13 protein-coding genes are annotated in these 14,721 nt (G+C 67.3%); 5 read left to right on the top strand and 8 right to left on the bottom strand.

What is annotated here, in order from left to right:
* Window positions 1–54: 54 nt before the first annotated feature.
* Window positions 55–672 (bottom strand): J domain-containing protein, encoded by a 618-nt coding sequence (locus tag ACSQ24_RS04555; protein WP_436093539.1) that lies wholly within the window; start codon window positions 670–672, stop codon window positions 55–57.
* Window positions 673–1,101: 429 nt separating this feature from the next.
* Here ACSQ24_RS04555 and ACSQ24_RS04550 point away from each other — a divergent pair, with 429 nt between their 5' ends.
* Window positions 1,102–1,374 carry a BolA family protein gene (locus tag ACSQ24_RS04550; RefSeq protein ID WP_436093538.1) on the top strand — a complete coding sequence of 91 codons (273 nt, stop codon included), beginning with the start codon at window positions 1,102–1,104 and terminating at the stop codon, window positions 1,372–1,374.
* Between the two features lie 3 nt (window positions 1,375–1,377).
* On the opposite strand, the gene ACSQ24_RS04545 is transcribed toward ACSQ24_RS04550, so the two are convergent.
* The 5 genes from ACSQ24_RS04545 to ACSQ24_RS04525 form a co-directional block, all read right to left on the bottom strand.
* Window positions 1,378–2,571 (bottom strand): MFS transporter, encoded by a 1,194-nt coding sequence (locus ACSQ24_RS04545; protein ID WP_436093537.1) that lies wholly within the window; start codon window positions 2,569–2,571, stop codon window positions 1,378–1,380.
* Window positions 2,572–2,803: 232 nt separating this feature from the next.
* Window positions 2,804–3,973, bottom strand: coding sequence for an acetyl-CoA acetyltransferase (locus ACSQ24_RS04540; protein ID WP_436093536.1), 1,170 nt, complete (start codon window positions 3,971–3,973; stop codon window positions 2,804–2,806).
* 225 nt (window positions 3,974–4,198) lie between these two features.
* Entirely contained in the window at window positions 4,199–4,585 is a 387-nt protein-coding gene (locus tag ACSQ24_RS04535) for a DUF4087 domain-containing protein (protein ID WP_436093535.1), read from the bottom strand.
* On the bottom strand, window positions 4,582–5,535 hold the full coding sequence (locus ACSQ24_RS04530; RefSeq protein WP_436093534.1) for a glycoside hydrolase family 19 protein: 954 nt from the start codon (window positions 5,533–5,535) through the stop codon (window positions 4,582–4,584). Before ACSQ24_RS04530 ends, ACSQ24_RS04535 begins: the two co-directional genes overlap by 4 nt.
* Before the next feature lie 69 nt (window positions 5,536–5,604).
* Window positions 5,605–6,507, bottom strand: coding sequence for an EamA family transporter (locus ACSQ24_RS04525; RefSeq protein WP_436093533.1), 903 nt, complete (start codon window positions 6,505–6,507; stop codon window positions 5,605–5,607).
* 187 nt (window positions 6,508–6,694) lie between these two features.
* Here ACSQ24_RS04525 and ACSQ24_RS04520 point away from each other — a divergent pair, with 187 nt between their 5' ends.
* The 4 genes from ACSQ24_RS04520 (at window position 6,695) to ACSQ24_RS04505 (ending at window position 11,538) form a co-directional block, all read left to right on the top strand.
* Window positions 6,695–8,263: a serine hydrolase gene (locus tag ACSQ24_RS04520; protein WP_436093532.1), complete on the top strand. Its 1,569-nt coding sequence runs from the start codon at window positions 6,695–6,697 to the stop codon at window positions 8,261–8,263.
* A 13-nt stretch (window positions 8,264–8,276) separates the two neighbouring features.
* Window positions 8,277–9,194, top strand: a complete 918-nt coding sequence (locus tag ACSQ24_RS04515) for a DMT family transporter (protein ID WP_436093531.1) — start codon at window positions 8,277–8,279, stop codon at window positions 9,192–9,194.
* 5 nt (window positions 9,195–9,199) lie between these two features.
* Window positions 9,200–10,312 (top strand): CobW family GTP-binding protein, encoded by a 1,113-nt coding sequence (locus ACSQ24_RS04510; RefSeq protein WP_436093530.1) that lies wholly within the window; start codon window positions 9,200–9,202, stop codon window positions 10,310–10,312.
* A 125-nt stretch (window positions 10,313–10,437) separates the two neighbouring features.
* Window positions 10,438–11,538, top strand: coding sequence for a GNAT family N-acetyltransferase (locus ACSQ24_RS04505; RefSeq protein WP_436093529.1), 1,101 nt, complete (start codon window positions 10,438–10,440; stop codon window positions 11,536–11,538).
* Here the strand turns inward: ACSQ24_RS04505 and ACSQ24_RS04500 are convergent.
* Together ACSQ24_RS04500 and ACSQ24_RS04495 are read right to left on the bottom strand one after the other, a co-directional pair.
* Complete coding sequence (locus tag ACSQ24_RS04500; protein WP_436093528.1) at window positions 11,510–13,126, bottom strand: acyl-CoA synthetase; 1,617 nt, start codon at window positions 13,124–13,126, stop codon at window positions 11,510–11,512. The two genes, ACSQ24_RS04505 and ACSQ24_RS04500, sit on opposite strands and share 29 nt — an antisense overlap.
* A 248-nt stretch (window positions 13,127–13,374) precedes the next feature.
* The gene (locus ACSQ24_RS04495) at window positions 13,375–14,433 is read right to left on the bottom strand and encodes an ABC transporter substrate-binding protein (protein ID WP_436093527.1); all 1,059 of its coding nucleotides are present in this window, start codon (window positions 14,431–14,433) and stop codon (window positions 13,375–13,377) included.
* Window positions 14,434–14,721 lie beyond the last annotated feature (288 nt).

Here is a 14,721-nt window from a genome sequence, read left to right as displayed (position 1 = left end):
GATGTCTGCGGATTCCCTATCGGGACCGAAGGCCTCGGTCCAGACTGCGAAGCGCTAGACCAGCCCGTTCGTCTTCAGCGTCTGGTAGGCCTTGAGGATTTCCTGCAGCCGGCCTTCGCGTGAGCGGTCGCCGCCATTCGCGTCCGGGTGAAAACGCTTCACCAGTTCCTTGTAGCGCGCCTTGATCGCGACGCGATCGGCGGTTTCGTCAAGGTCGAGCGTCTCCAGCGCCTTCTTCGCCAGCACGCCGACGCGCGATTCAGCCCGCTCCTGCTCGCGGCGGGCCCGGCCACGGAACAGGTTGAAGGCATCCTGCACATCCGCTCCATCCTGCTCGCTGGGACCACGCCCGCGCTGCGCCATCCGCGCCGCACTGGCATTGACGCCGAGCTTCCAGGTCGGCCGGTGGCCGATCTCCTCCTGCTTGGCGTAGGCCGCCAGTGCCTCGTCGTTCATGCCGGAGAAGTAGTTGTAAGTGGCGTTGTAGGCCTTCACATGCTCAAGGCAGAACTGGAAGAACTTGCCTTCCTTGCCGCGCCCCATCGGCGCGCGGAACTCACCCGCCTTGGTGCAGCCGGCGTGGTCGCAATGGCGCGCATCGGCCTCGACCACCTCTTCCGCCTCGGAAGGGCCGATCCTGATCCGGTCGAAAAGGCGCGAGTTGAAGTTCATCGTCTCATGGTTATGCGGGCGGAACGCTCCGTCGACAAGCCGGCCGTAGCGCGGATCGCTCTGCGCCTACAGCAAGCAAATCGCCTCGGCGACAGCTTGACCCTGATTGCTTAAGGAACCCGGCCCAGCCGGAACGGCCGAAACCTTCTCCTAGATAGTGTTTCCACGCCCAAAACTCAACGGTCGCAGGCGGTATCGCCCCCGGCCGCAAGCACGGGCCTGGTTCCGCGAGGCACACGATAGATCGGCGCCTCGCCGGAAGCCGACGCGATTTCCAGCACGCCGACGCCGACATGAGAGCCCGGAGAATCCGGCTCCAATGAGGCGGCGCCGTCGAAGTTCGCCCTTGACCGATCAGCTCGGGTTGATGTTCTCGCGTCGAGCCGGGAGAAAGCCACTCCAGACTTTGCTCCCGCAGGAGGAGAACGTATGTCGACCATGGCCGACCGGATCGCCGTCAAGCTCACCGCTGCGCTCGCGCCGGAGCATCTCAAGGTGATCGACGAATCACACCAGCATCATGGCCATGCCGGCTGGCGCGAGGGCGGCGAGACGCATTTCCGCGTCGAGGTCGTCTCGTCCGCCTTTGCGGGCAAGAGCCGCCTCGAGCGCCATCGCCTGGTCAATGCGGCGCTTTCCGAGGAACTCGCCGGCAGCGTGCACGCGCTGGCGATCGTGGCGCGTGCGCCGGGCGACGCTTAGACCTCAGGCCGTCTTTCGCTCCGGCGTCGCCAGATAGATCGCGGTCGAGACGAGTAGCAGCGCCGCAAACACCCAGTGCATGTTGGCGAAGGCCACCGCCGCATCGCGCCCATCGGCGCGCTGGGCCGCGACGAACCAGCCGGAGCCCCACTGGATCAACCCGGCCCCGGCGATGAACAGGAAGTTGAGGCAGGTCATGCCGCGCCCGACCAGATGCTCGGGGAAGAAGATGCGCGCATGCGCCATCAGGATCGCGTAGGTGAAGCCGGTGGCCCCGACGAGCGCAAAGAGCAGGATGGCACCGGCCAGCGACTGCGCGCCGATCAGCGCCAGCAACGCGAAACCCGCGCCGGTCGCCACGGTTCCCCAGGCGACCAGCGCCTTGCTGCGGCCCGCCCGCTTCTGCAAGGCACCATAGACGAAGGCACCGACGACCATCATCGTCGCCATGCCGAGCGCCGCATGGCCGGCGGCGATGCCGTCGAGCCCGTGCACCTGCGTCATGTAAGGCGCGATCCACAAGCCTCGCGCCGTCGCGACGATCGCGTAGCCGACGAGCGTGAGCGGCGCGAGCAGCCAGAGCGGCCCGATCGCGACGATGCTCTTGAGGCCTTGCAGCAGGCCCTCATGCTTGCCCGAAGCGTCGGTGACCTCAGGCGGATCGCGGACCAGCGCAGCTGCGAGCACGGTCGCGAGCAGGAATGCCACGGCGAAGGCGAGCATGGTCGGGCGCCAGCCATAGGCCTGCGCAGCCAGAGCCAGCGGCGCCGCGCCGACGAGATTGCCGAGCGAGCCGAGGCCGATGAAGATCGAGGTCAGCAGGCCGAAACGCGCCGGCGCTTCAGTCCGTGCGAAAAGGTAGAGCGAGGCCATGAAGATCGGCGAGCAGCCGATCCCGACCAGCGCCATCGCCACAGTGGCCGTGTCGGCGTTGCCGGCTTGCGCGAACAGGAAGGCACCGGCGCTGCCGATCGCCATGGTCACCGCCACCGTCCGGCGCGGCCCGATCCGGTCGAGCGCCCAGCCGACCGGGAATTGCGCCAGCGCAAAAGCCATGAACCAGGCGGCGCCGAGCAGGCCGAACTCGGCCGGCCCGATGCGCAGATCGCCCATCACCGGCCCGGCGATCACGCTCAGGAAGGAACGATAGAAGATCGACAGCACATAGGCCGGCAGCAGCGCGAAGAAGATGGTCACGCCGCGTCTCCGGCCCGCGATGTCGACGCGGCTGTTCGGAACCGCACCCAGTCCTCTCCCCCCTTGTGGGGGAGAGTTAGAGAGGGGGGTATGCCACCCTCGACAGACGTCGCGTTGGGAACTGAGAGGCTTGCGGGTGCGATGCCCCCCTCCCAACCCTCCCCCACAAGGAGGGAGGGCTCCCGCGCCTGACCGGCAAGAGCAGAGCGATCGTTCAGCGGATCGTCTCGCCTCACTTCACCCGCTCAAGCACCGAGACGTAGTTCGCCACCGCCGCGCCACCCATGTTGAAGATGCCGCCGAGGCGGGCGTCCTTCACCTGCATGCCCTCCGGCGCCTCGCCGACGAGCTGCATGGCCGAGAGCACGTGCATCGAGACGCCGGTCGCGCCGATCGGATGGCCCTTGGCCTTGAGGCCACCGGAGACGTTGACCGGCAGCTTGCCGTCCTTCTGCGTCCAGCCTTCCTTGATGGCGCGGGCGCCGTCGCCTTCCTTGGTCAGGCCCATCGCCTCGTATTCGAGCAGCTCGGCGATGGTGAAGCAGTCATGCGTCTCGACGAAGGAGAGATCGTCGAGCGCGACGCCGGCGTCGGCCAGCGCCTTCTGCCAGGCGAGCGCGCCGGCCTCGAACTTCAGGATGTCGCGGCGCGACAGCGGCAGGAAGTCCTGGACATGGGCCATGCCGCGGAAGCCGACGGCGCGACGCATCGTCTTGGCGGTCTCTTCATCCGCAAGCACGAGTGCGGCGGCGCCGTCCGAGACCAGCGAGCAGTCGGTGCGCTTCAGCGGGCCGGCGACGTAAGGGTTCTTCTCGCTCTCCTCGCGGCAGAAGGCGTAGCCGAGATCCTTGCGCATCTGGGCGTAGGGGTTGTCGACGCCGTTCTTGTGGTTCTTCGCCGCGATCATGGCGAGCGCGTCCGACTGGTCACCATGGCGCTGGAAATAGGAGCTGGCGATCTTGCCGAAAACGCCGGCGAAGCCGCCCTGAACATCGGCCTCCTGCGCGAGATAGGAGGCCTTGAGCAGGTTCTTGCCGATCTCCGGGCCGGGCGTCGTCGTCATCTGCTCGACGCCGACCACCAGCACCACCTTGGCGGCACCGGCCTTGATCGCACGCACGCCCTGATGCACCGCGGCCGAGCCGGTGGCGCAGGCATTCTCGACGCGCGTCGCCGGCTTGAAGCGCAGCGCAGGATCGGCCTGCAGTACGAGGGAGGCGGTGAAGTCCTGGGCCGAGAAGCCGGCGTTGAAATGCCCGAGCACGATCTCGTCGACCTGGTCGGCAGTGATGCCGGCATCGATCAGCGCATCGGTCGCGACGCGCACGATCAGGCTCTCGACCGTCTCGGTATCCTGCTTGCCGAAGGGGGTATGTGCCCAGCCGACGATTGCAGCGCTCATGACCTTCTCCTGATTAATGTGCAGATACACTGTATCTGCCCCCGCGCGCCTGCGGCTGCAAGCCGGCAAGCGCGCATTCCTCCCGTGCAAGGAAAGGCCAACGGAAGCTGGATCAAGTCAAGCGAGATAGGACGCTGTTCAGGCAAGCGGGGACCGCCCTTGCGATCAGGGCATGGCGGCTGACGCAAAACTCAAGGCTCGGTTGTTCCCAACCCAAGGATAGCGCTAGCGCAGCGTCTTTTCGACCTCCGACAGCGCCTTGTCCTTCCGGCAGGCCGCCAACGGCCTCGCCTTCGCCGAGACGATCTCGAGGACGTTCTTCTCCTCGGCGTCGACCTTCACGGTCATGCAGGCGCAGCCATAGCCGTAGCTGCCGTTCCCGGATTTACGCCACTCGCCCGCCTTGTAGGGCGGTGGCCAGTCGCCCTTCGCCTGGTGCCCGCCCTGCACGGCGATCGTCCATTCGCCGTCCTTGTCGTAGAGCGAGGCGTTGCCCGGGGTCGGATTGTCGAGCCAGCCACAGCGCTGCGCACTGCCCGGCTGCTGCGCCGCGGCAACGCCGGCGCCGAGGGTCAGGATGACCGCAGCAGTTGCGAGCGACCGGCGGCTCATTGGAAGAACCTCGACTGGCTGGTGAACCGCGCGCCCGGCAGCGGCATGCCGGCAAGGCTGGAATCGATCGGCGGCGCGAAGCTGATCGGCCGTTGCGGTCCGGCTGCGAGCAGAACCGCCTCGAACACCTCGGCGATCGCCGCGATGTCCTTGGCATGGTCGGAGCCGTTCACCATGGCGCGCGCGCCGACATAGTTGCGCGACTTGCCGCTGAAATAGGTCGAGAACTTGCGGCCATTGGCAAAGCCATCGCCGGTGAGCATACCATGCGACATCACCGCATAGGCGATGGCAGGCGTCTTCACCAGTTCCGGATCGAGCAGCAGATTGAGCCCCTGGCCGATCGCGGCGCCGGTCGTCGCATAGTTCGACCACCAGGTCAGCTGGACATAGCCGCGGCCGAAATAAGCGAGTTCGGTACCGGTGTCGTCGTTATAGGCCCTGTCGGCGGCACCGCCATCGACCGTGCCCATCTTGGCGCCCTTGGTCAGCTTCGAGATCGCTCCGGCCGCCGTCACCTTGAACTGGTCGCCGTCCTGCTCGGTGATCCGGACGCTGCCATCGGCGAGCTTCGCGACCTTGACCGGCTCGTGATACTTCCGCCCCTTGCCGTGGCCGACCTCGTCGACCGGCGCCATCGTCATCAGCCAGGCCCGGCGCTTGAGCATGACGGCCTTGCCGGCCTTGTCGACCAGCGGCTTGCCCTTCTTGTTCTTGGCCTGAACGAACTGGGTCACCGGGCTCGTCGTCTCCCAGGCGACGGTCGCCAGCATATAGGCGGCCCAGCGGACATCGGTGATGCTGGTGTCCCGGCTGATCAGGCGCAGCAGCACCAAAAGGTCGGGAATCGCGTTGGCGTTGTAGCGCGGCTTCTTGCCGAAACGGTCCCGGAATTCCTGCTCGAAGATGCGCTCGTCATAGGTTCCAACATAGTGATAGTTCGCCGCCATCGCCTGTCTCCCTAGGCCTATTTGCCTAGGGCGTACGGAGCGAGTGCGACAAATGCGTGGCTCGGTTTTTTAAATCGCCAGCAGCAGCAGGGCGCCGACCCCGGCGACGATCAGCGCCATGCCGGTGAGCTCGCGCCAGCTCGTGCCTTCCGAGAAGATCCGGCGCGAGGCGATCTGCGCCAGCGGCACCTCGACCAATCCCAGCGTGCGCACATTGGCCGCCGTCGTCAGCGAAAACCCGATGAACCAGCATTGCGAGGCGGCCGCGCCGAGGAAGCCGGCCGCGAGCGAGCGCCGCCAGTTGCGCAGGCTGAGCATCAGCGCCGCGCGATTGGCGATCAGCATGTAGAGCGTCAGGATCAGCGTCTGCATGGCCAGGCCCAACGCCAGGATCGTGGTCGCCCGCATCAGGAAATGGCCTTCCGGCAAGGCCTGGATCGCGCCGCGAAAGCCGATCGCCGACAGCGCGAAGGCGGCACCGGCGCCGATCCCGAGCGCTGCCGGGCGCAGGCCCGCCGCGCTGAGCTTGTCCCCCGGCCGCCACGACATCAGCACCACGCCGGCGGTGGCGACGACGATCGCCGCGAACTTCGCCCAGCCCAACGCATCGCCGAGCAGCACCGTGCCGAAGAGCGCGACCTGCACCGGCTCGGTCTTGGTGTAGGCGGTCGTCACCGCAAAGGAGCGTTCGCGCATCGCCGCCAGCATCAGCGCCGTCGCCAGGATCTGGGTCAGCGCCCCGAACACGGCGAAGCCGAAGGAACGCAGATCCGGCATCGGCGGCGGGCTGTTGCTGACGAGACAGACGAGGAGAAGGAAAATCAACGCGAAGGGCAACCCGAACAGGAAGCGCACCTGTGTCGCGCCGACGACGCCGATCACCTCGGTCAGCGAGCGCTGGGTCAGGTTCCGCGCCGTCTGCAGCATCGAGGCGGCAAGCGTCACCGGTATCCACAGAAGGCTGAGACTCACGCGCTGGCATCCCGAGGAAAAAGCACCGCGGATGCTTTGGACCGCCACGCCCCGCTAGGCAAATCGCCCGATGAGGGGTAGGTATGCGTCATCAGCGAGGCAGGATTGTCGCCCGCCGTCTCGAAAATGCCTCAAGCGTCGCGTTGAAGCCCTCGACCCCCGCCAAGACAGGTTCAGACCCCAGCCGATGATCTCGTCCCGTCTCGCCGCAGGCGCCACGTTCGCCTCGCTCCTCGCTGTCGCCGCTCCGGCTGAAGCCGGCACGAGCGTAGTGGTCGACGCCTCGAGTGGCGCCGTATTGTCGAGCGAGAGCCCGACCCAGGCCTGGCATCCGGCCTCCACCACCAAGATGATGACGCTCTATCTCGCGCTCAAGGCGGTGCGCGAGGGCAAGCTCGGGCTCGAGACCGCGATCCCCGCCTCGAAGCGCGCCGCCAGTCAGCCGCGCGTCAAGGTCTACATCAAGGCCGGCCAGGAGATTACGCTCGACAACGCCATGCGCATCATGATGGTGAAGTCGGCCAACGACATCGCCTATGTCATCGCCGAGGGCGTCGCCGGCGATGTCGAGACCTTCGTCTCGATGATGAACGCCGAGGCGCAGCGGCTCGGCATGCGCGACAGCCATTTCGTCAATCCGAACGGCTGGCACCATCCCGACCAGCAGACCAGCGCCCGCGACCTCGCCGTGCTTGCCATGGCGCTGATGAACGAGTTCAGCCAGTACTCCGACTACTGGAACACCGGTGCTGTTCAGCTCGGCAAGCAGGTGCTCAACAACACCAATGGTCTCGTCGGCCGCTATTACGGCATCAGCGGCATGAAGACCGGTTTCGTCTGCGCCTCCGGCTTCAACGTCGTCTCGACCGCGACGCGCAACGGCCGCACCCTGATCGCCGTGGTCCTGGGCGCGACCTCAGGCGCGGAGCGCACCGTCAAGGCCGCGCAATTGCTCGATGACGGCTTTGGCAAATGGGGCGGCTTCGGCGGCAGCATCTCCAGCATGTCCTCCGGCAATGGCGGGCGCGCCTACAGCATCTGCGACAGCGTCCGCCGCGGCGGCCACGCGCTCGGCGACGATGCCGAGACGGCCGGACCGATCAGCTTCACCAGCAGCAACTTCAGCCTCGGCGGCAATGCCGAAGGCACCTCGGACCGCTTCGCCGTGGCCGTGCCCCAGGGCGGCGCTTCCGGCTCGGTGCTGGCCCGCTCGCCCTCCGGCCGCATCACGCTCGGTCCGCGCGTCAAGTTCGATCCCGTCCAGGTCTCCTTCGGGCGCTCGCCCGGCTCGGCCTCGGCGCCGCTCGCCGCCAATGCGGTGGGCAGGCCCGACACCCAGGTCGCGCGCGAGACGATCAAGCCCGGCGCGCCGGTCGCGGCCGGGCTCGTCGCCGGCAGCCGCACCTTCTCCGGCAATGGCGCGATCCCGCCCTCCTCCTCCGCTTTTGCGCCGGTCGCGCCGACGCCGGAGGAGCGCCCAGCCGCCGCAGCGCTCGGCTCCGGCCCAATGCGCCTGCAGGGCGCGATCCAGCCCGGCGCAGCCACGCCCGCGAGCCTGCGCCCCGGTGCCGCGGCCGGCATCAAGGCGGCGAACAAGCCTGCCGCCAAGCCGCTGCTGACCAAACCGACTTCGGACAAAGCAGCTCCGGCCAAGGCCAAGCCGAGCCAGGCGCAGGCCAAGCCGCTCGCCAAGCCACCGGTCCGGCCGGGCGCGAAGCCCGCCGCCAAGCCTGACGCCAACAAGCCCGACGCCTGATCCTAGCGCGCAGGTGCAAGAGGGCAGCGCCTCGTCGGCCCAGCATGGCCTTGCGCTGGCGCTCGCCTCCGCCGCCGCCTTCGGCACCAACATCGTCAGCGCCCAGCTCGCCGGCCATGCCGGGCTGAGCGGACCGCTCATCGTCTTCTATCGCGTCTTCCTGATGCTGGCGCTCGTCGTCGGTGCGACATTCGTCTGGCGCGCCAGCCTCGCCGTGCCGCGTCATCGCTGGCCGGCGCTGGCCCTCTTCGGCATCAGCACGGCGCTCACGGCCTGCGCCTATCTTTCCTCGGTCGCCTTTCTGCCGATCACGGTAGCGGCCGTGGTCTTCTACACCTTTCCCATCCTGATCGTGCTCACCGAGCCGCTCTTCACCCCGGCCCGCTTCAGCCTTGACCGGGTTGCGATCGCGCTCGTCGCCTTCCTCGGCGTCGCCATGGTGGTCGGACCCGACTGGCAAGGGCTCGACCCGCGTGGCCTCGCGCTCGCGCTCGCCGCGAGCGTGCTGGCCGCAGTGCAGTTCTTCTCCGCGGCACGCTGCGGCGACACCGGAACCTTGCCGAAGCTGTTCTGGTCGCATCTCGTCATCCTGCCGGTGACACTGGCGATCCTTGTCCTCACCGGCCTGTTCCAGCCGCCCTCGGCGCTGGCGCTCGCGCCGATCGCGGTCGCGATCACGATCGGCGGCTATCTGATCGGCTTCCTGCTCCAGGTGCTGGCGCTGGCGCGCGTCGCGCCCGGCCCTGCCGCCCTCGCCTTCTGCGCCGAGCCGGTCTTCGCCGTCGCGATCGCCGCCGTCTTCCTCGGCGAGCGCGTCGGCTCGCTGCAATATGCCGGCGGCGCCCTTGTCGTCGCCGCGATCATCGCCAATGTAATACTGGAACAAAAGCGAGCCCGCCGGCTGCCGGTGGTGGCTGCGCCAGGAACCTGAAGCGTATGTCCGACCGCCCCACACCGATTCCGTTGACGCTGCTGACCGGGTTCCTCGGCGCCGGCAAGACCACCCTGCTCAACCGTCTGCTCAAGGATCGGGCGCTCGCCGACACCGTGGTGCTGGTCAACGAGTTCGGCGAGATCGGCCTCGACCACCTCTTCGTCGAAGGCATCGAGGACGGCATGATCCTGCTCGCCTCGGGCTGCCTGTGCTGCACCATCCGCGACGACCTGATCGTCACGCTGGAGGATCTGCTGCGCCGGCTCGACAATGGCCGCGTCGCGCCTTTCCGGCGGTTGGTGATCGAGACCACCGGCCTCGCCGACCCGGCCCCGGTCCTCAACGTGCTGATCAACCACCCCTATCTCGCGATGCGTTTCAGGCTCGACGGCGTCGTCACGCTGGTCGACGCGGTCAACGGCATGGCGACCCTCGATGCCCATCCCGAAGCGCTCCGGCAGGTCGTTGCCGCCGACCGGCTGGTGCTGACCAAGGCCGATATCGCGCCCGATCCGCAGGCCGTCGCGGCGCTGCGCCGGCGGCTCGGCGAGCTCAATCCCGGCATTGCCATCCTCTCTCCCGATGCCCCGGCTGAAGCGCTCATTGGTGCCGGCCTCTACGACATAGCCGAGCGCCCGGACGAGTTGCGTCGCTGGCTCGCCGCGGAAGCTCTAGGGGGTCATGATCACGATCACGACCATCACCATGATCATGGCGAGGCCCATGGCCATCACGGCAGCCACAACCACCGCCACGACGTCAATCGCCACGACGCCAGCATCCGCGCCTTCACGCTGACCGCAGAGACGCCGATCCGCGAGGCGACCTTCGACCTGTTCTGGACCCTGCTGCGCTCGACCCATGGCGCCAAGCTGCTGCGCCTGAAGGGACTGGTCGCGCTCGCCGAGCATCCCGAGGGACCGCTATTGGTCCATGCCGTCCAGCAGATCCTGCATCCGCCGGTGCTGCTGCCGGCCTGGCCTGATACCGACCGGCGCTCCCGCCTCGTCCTGATCGTCAAGGATCTGGAGGAGGAGACCGTTGCCCGGCTCTGGTCGGCCTTCCTCGGCCGGCCCGCACCTGCCCAGGCCGAAGCTCACCACCATCACGCCTGACCGGCCTGCCCCGCCCGGCCCGTTTCTTGGTTCGTAGTGCGCAGACCCCTGCGCCGTCCCGCGCCCGCGTGCCGATCCGGCACGAAAGCGCGCCGAAGCGGGGCGAGCCGCGAAAGGGCTGCGCCATGCCGAACCTTGTCGCCCCTGCAATGCCAGTACGTCCGGCGGCGCCCGAGCGCCCCCGCGTTGTCGAACCTGCGGAGGGAAGCGCACTCCGGCTCGAACGCCGCTCGCTCGCCGCCTGCGCCGCCATCGAAACCGAATGGCGCGACCTCGCCGCCCGCGCCATCGAGGCAAATCCTTTCTTCGAGCCCGATTTCGCCCTACCCGCCGCCCAGCATCTCGTCGATTTCCGCGACGCGCCCGTGCTGTTGGTCTGGAGCGGCGCGACCGCATCGCAGCGCCTGCTCGGCTTCGTCCCGGCCCGTCTCCAGCGCCGCCTGCTCGGCCATGACGAGCTGACCGGCTTGAGCAATCCCCGCCTCGGCATCGCTACGCCGCTGATCGACCAGGATCAGGCGGAGCGCGTCATCGCCGCCCTCCTCCACGCCCCCAGTCGCTGGGGACTCGCCAAGACGCAGAACCTCCAGCTGCACCGCCTCGATCTCGATGGCCCGTTCCTGCACAGCGTATTGCAGGTTGCCCAGCACAGCGGCCATGCAGCCTCGCTCGAACCGGCGCCGGAACTGCCGGCCTGCATGGGCGCGCCGGATCTCACCGCCCTGCGCCATGGCCTGTTGCGCCACGGCAAGCTCAGCTTCGCCGAATCCAGTTCGCGCCAGGAGCTGCGCGACATGGTCGAGTTGCATCTGGCGCTCGAAGCTTCGGGCTCGCTGGCGCGCGCCGGCGCCGCCGCGCTTCAGGACGTCCGCGAGAGCGCTTTCCTGCGCGCCATGACCCGCAATCTCGCCGGCTCGCATCGCTGCCGGGTCGGTTTGCTCAACCTCGACGACAAGCCGGTCGCCGGCGCGATCCTGATCGGCAAAGGCCCACGCCTCTGGCTCTATTCCGGCGTCGAGGATGATCGCTTCATCAGCTTCGCACCGCTGGCGCAGCTCGTCGCCTGGCTCGGCCGGCGCGGTCGCCAGCGCGAGATCGTCGGCGATGTTCCCGGCCCGCACGCCGTCACGGCGCCGCTGCGGCTCGGCGACATCCGGCTTTCCGTCACGACGGCAGCGTCCCGCCGCGCACCGATCGTCATCCGGCGTCGCGCAGCAGCCGCCTGATAATCTTGCCGGTGGTGGTCATCGGCAATTCGCTGCGGAATTCGATCTCGCGCGGATACTCGTGGGCCGCCAGCCGCTCGCGCACGAAGCCCTGGATCTCCTTGATGAGCTGCGGCGAGGCCTCATAGCCGGACTTCGGCACGATGAAAGCCTTGACGATCTCGGTGCGCAGCACGTCGGGCTTGCCGACCACGGCCGCCAGAGCCACCGCCGGATGGCGCAGCAGGCAATCCTCGATCTCGCTTGGCCCGATCCGGTAACCGGACGAAGTGATCACGTCGTCGTCGCGACCGACGAAGCGGATGTAGCCGTCTGCGTCCTGCGAGCCCTGATCGCCCGTCGTCATCCAGTCGCCGATGAACTTGGCCTCGGTCGCCTCGGGCCTGCGCCAGTAATGCAGGAACATCACCGGGTCGGGCCGGCGCACCGCGATCTGCCCTTCCTCCTCCGGCTCGCAAAGGCTGCCATCCGGCCGGATCACCGCGACCTCATGGCCCGGCACCGCCTTGCCGATGAAGCCGGGCTTGACCACGCCGATCGCGGCGCAGGAGGCAAGGACGAGATTGCACTCGGTCTGGCCATAGAACTCGTTGATGGTCAGGCCGAGTTTTTCGCGGCCCCAGGCGAGAGTCTCGGCACCGAGCGACTCGCCACCCGAAGCAACCGTGCGCAGTTTGAGATCATAGCGCCCACGCGGGTTCTCCACCGCCCGCAGCATGCGCAGCGCCGTCGGCGGGATGAAACAATTGCGCACCCCGAGATCGGCCATCAGCCGGAACGCCTCGTCGGGGTCGAACTTCGCCGCCGGCCGCGCCACGATCGGGATGCCGTGATGCAGCGCCGGCAGGAGGTTGTTGAGCAGGCCGCCAGCCCAGGCCCAGTCGGCCGGCGTCCAGAGCAGGTCGCCCGGCTGCGGCAGGAATTCATGCGGCATTTCCACGCCGGGCAGATGGCCGAGCATGACCCGATGGCCATGCAGCGCGCCCTTGGCGTTGCCAGTCGTGCCGGAGGTGTAGATCATCAGCGCCGGATCGTCCGGGCCGCTGTCGGCGGGCGAAAACTCCTCGCTTTCGGCTTCCAGTGCGCGAGCAAACCCCTCAGCTCGCCCATCCGCCCCGTCGACCGAAATCACCAGTTCGAGCTCCGGCAGCGGTTCGGCGATCTGGCCGAGCTTAGCGAGCCCGGCGTCGTTGGTGATCAACGCCTTCGCCGCACTGTCCTGGAGCCGATAGGATAGTGCATCGGCGCCGAACAGCGCTGCCAGCGGCACCGCGATGGCACCGAGCTTATAGGCCGCCATATGGGCGACCGGCACATGCCGCCCCTGCGGAAGCAGGATCGCGACGCGGTCGCCCTCCCCGACGCCGCGCCGACGCAGCGCATTGGCCAGCCGGTTCGATTGCGCTCGCAATTCGCCATAGCTGACCGGCACGACCGACCAGTCGGGCTGCATTTCGAGGATCGCGACCTTTCCGGGCTCGGCTACGGCCCAGCGGTCACAGCAATCGACGCCGATATTGTAACGCTCCGGAATCCGCCAGCGGAAGGCAGCGCGGAGGCGCTCATAGTCGCGGATATCGGGAAGCATGCGGCAAGCCCTTGCTCAGAGGCTGTTTGCCCTCCTGAGCCCTCATCCTGAGGAGCGATCGTAGATCGCGTCTCGAAGGATGCTCCAGGAGGCTCCGGAACCAACTGGGGCATCCTTCGAGACGCCGCTGCGCGGCTCCTCAGGATGAGGGCTATGGGAGGTCAAACGTGCTCCGTCTCTAAAGGGCGCGCACGATATGCGAAGAGCCAACGCACTGTCACCTTGGCCTAAAGTAAACCGGCGGCCGTTCAGAACGCCCGTTCGGCCTCGGCCGGCAGGAAGCCTTCGGCGAAGGCATTGCCGGCCTTCGCCTTGTCCTTGAACGGGAAGGTCAGCGCGATCTGATCGAGGCCCTTCTGCCAACGGACCTTGTCGATGCCACCGAAGCCATTCGCCTTGACGGCCGGCGTCATCACATACTGATCGAGCGCCATCTTGAGGCGCTGCGACTCGATCTCGGCGCGCGCGCCCTCGTTGCGCTGGAGCACGGCGGCGATCGCCGCATCGGGCTCTGCAACGACGTCCCTGACGCTGCGCGTGATCGCCCGCAGCAGGCCACGCACCGCCTGCGGCTTCTCCGCCAGCAGCCTCGGCGAGACGATCACCGCGTTGCCGTAGAGCTCGACGCCATGATCGGCCATCAGCAGGGTGACGATGTCATCGGCCGGCACGCCGCGCGCCTTCATGTTGACGACAGAGGTGTGGGCGAAGCCGAAGATCGCATCAACCTCGCCGGAAGCCAGCATCGGCTCGCGGACCGGAAAGCCGATGTTCTCGAGCTTGATCTTGGCATCGTCGATGCCGTTGACCTTCTTGAAGACAGGCCATTGCGCGAAGGCTCCGTCGGCCGCCGGCGCGCCGAGCTTCTTGCCTTCCAGGCTCTTGGGATCGCTCGTGATGCCGCGGCTCTTGCGCCCGACGATCGCGAAGGGTGGGCGGTCATAGACCATCATCACCGCCTTGAGATCGACGGCCGGATTCTCGTCGCGGAAGCGGATCAACGAGTTCACATCGCCGAAGCCGGCGTCGTAGCCACCGGTCACGACCCGCGGAATGGCTTCACGCGAGCCTGTACCAGGCTCGATCGTGACGAAGAGCCCCTCGTCGCCAAAATAGCCCTTCTCCAGCGCGATGAGGAACAGCGCCGCCGGCCCCTCGAAACGCCAGTCGAGCGTGAATTTGAGCTGTGTTGCGGCTGCGGCGGCCTCGGAAAACCCTGCCGACGCAGCCAGCGCGCCTCCGGCGAGAACGCGCCCGAAGCCGCGCCGCGACAACGGCACGTGAAACGGGAGGATCGCAGCGGACATGTCAGGCTCCGGAATAACGGCGGCCGATAAAGCGGGATGCGAAAACGTGGGAACCGGTTTCTCGCGTCGATCCCGCTCTAAACTCTTAGAACCGATCACATTTATGATTTTGGATCGGTTCGATCCAAAATCACGTGATCTAAGGGCGGCAGCAACTCACGGACTCCGTTCCAGCAAACATCGTGCCGGAGAAGCATTCGCCTAGAGGACCCAACTAGCCGGAAGGTCAAGCGGCAACAGGGCGAGAACACGGCGAAATCGCGGAAATGGTTACGTTTTTCTGCGGCA

The organism is Allobosea sp. LjRoot237 (assembly GCF_964253285.1).
Taxonomy (GTDB): Bacteria; Pseudomonadota; Alphaproteobacteria; order Rhizobiales; family Beijerinckiaceae; genus Allobosea.
The sequence above is the reverse complement of the archived record's forward strand: the minus strand, read 5'-3'. Positions and strand labels throughout refer to the sequence as shown.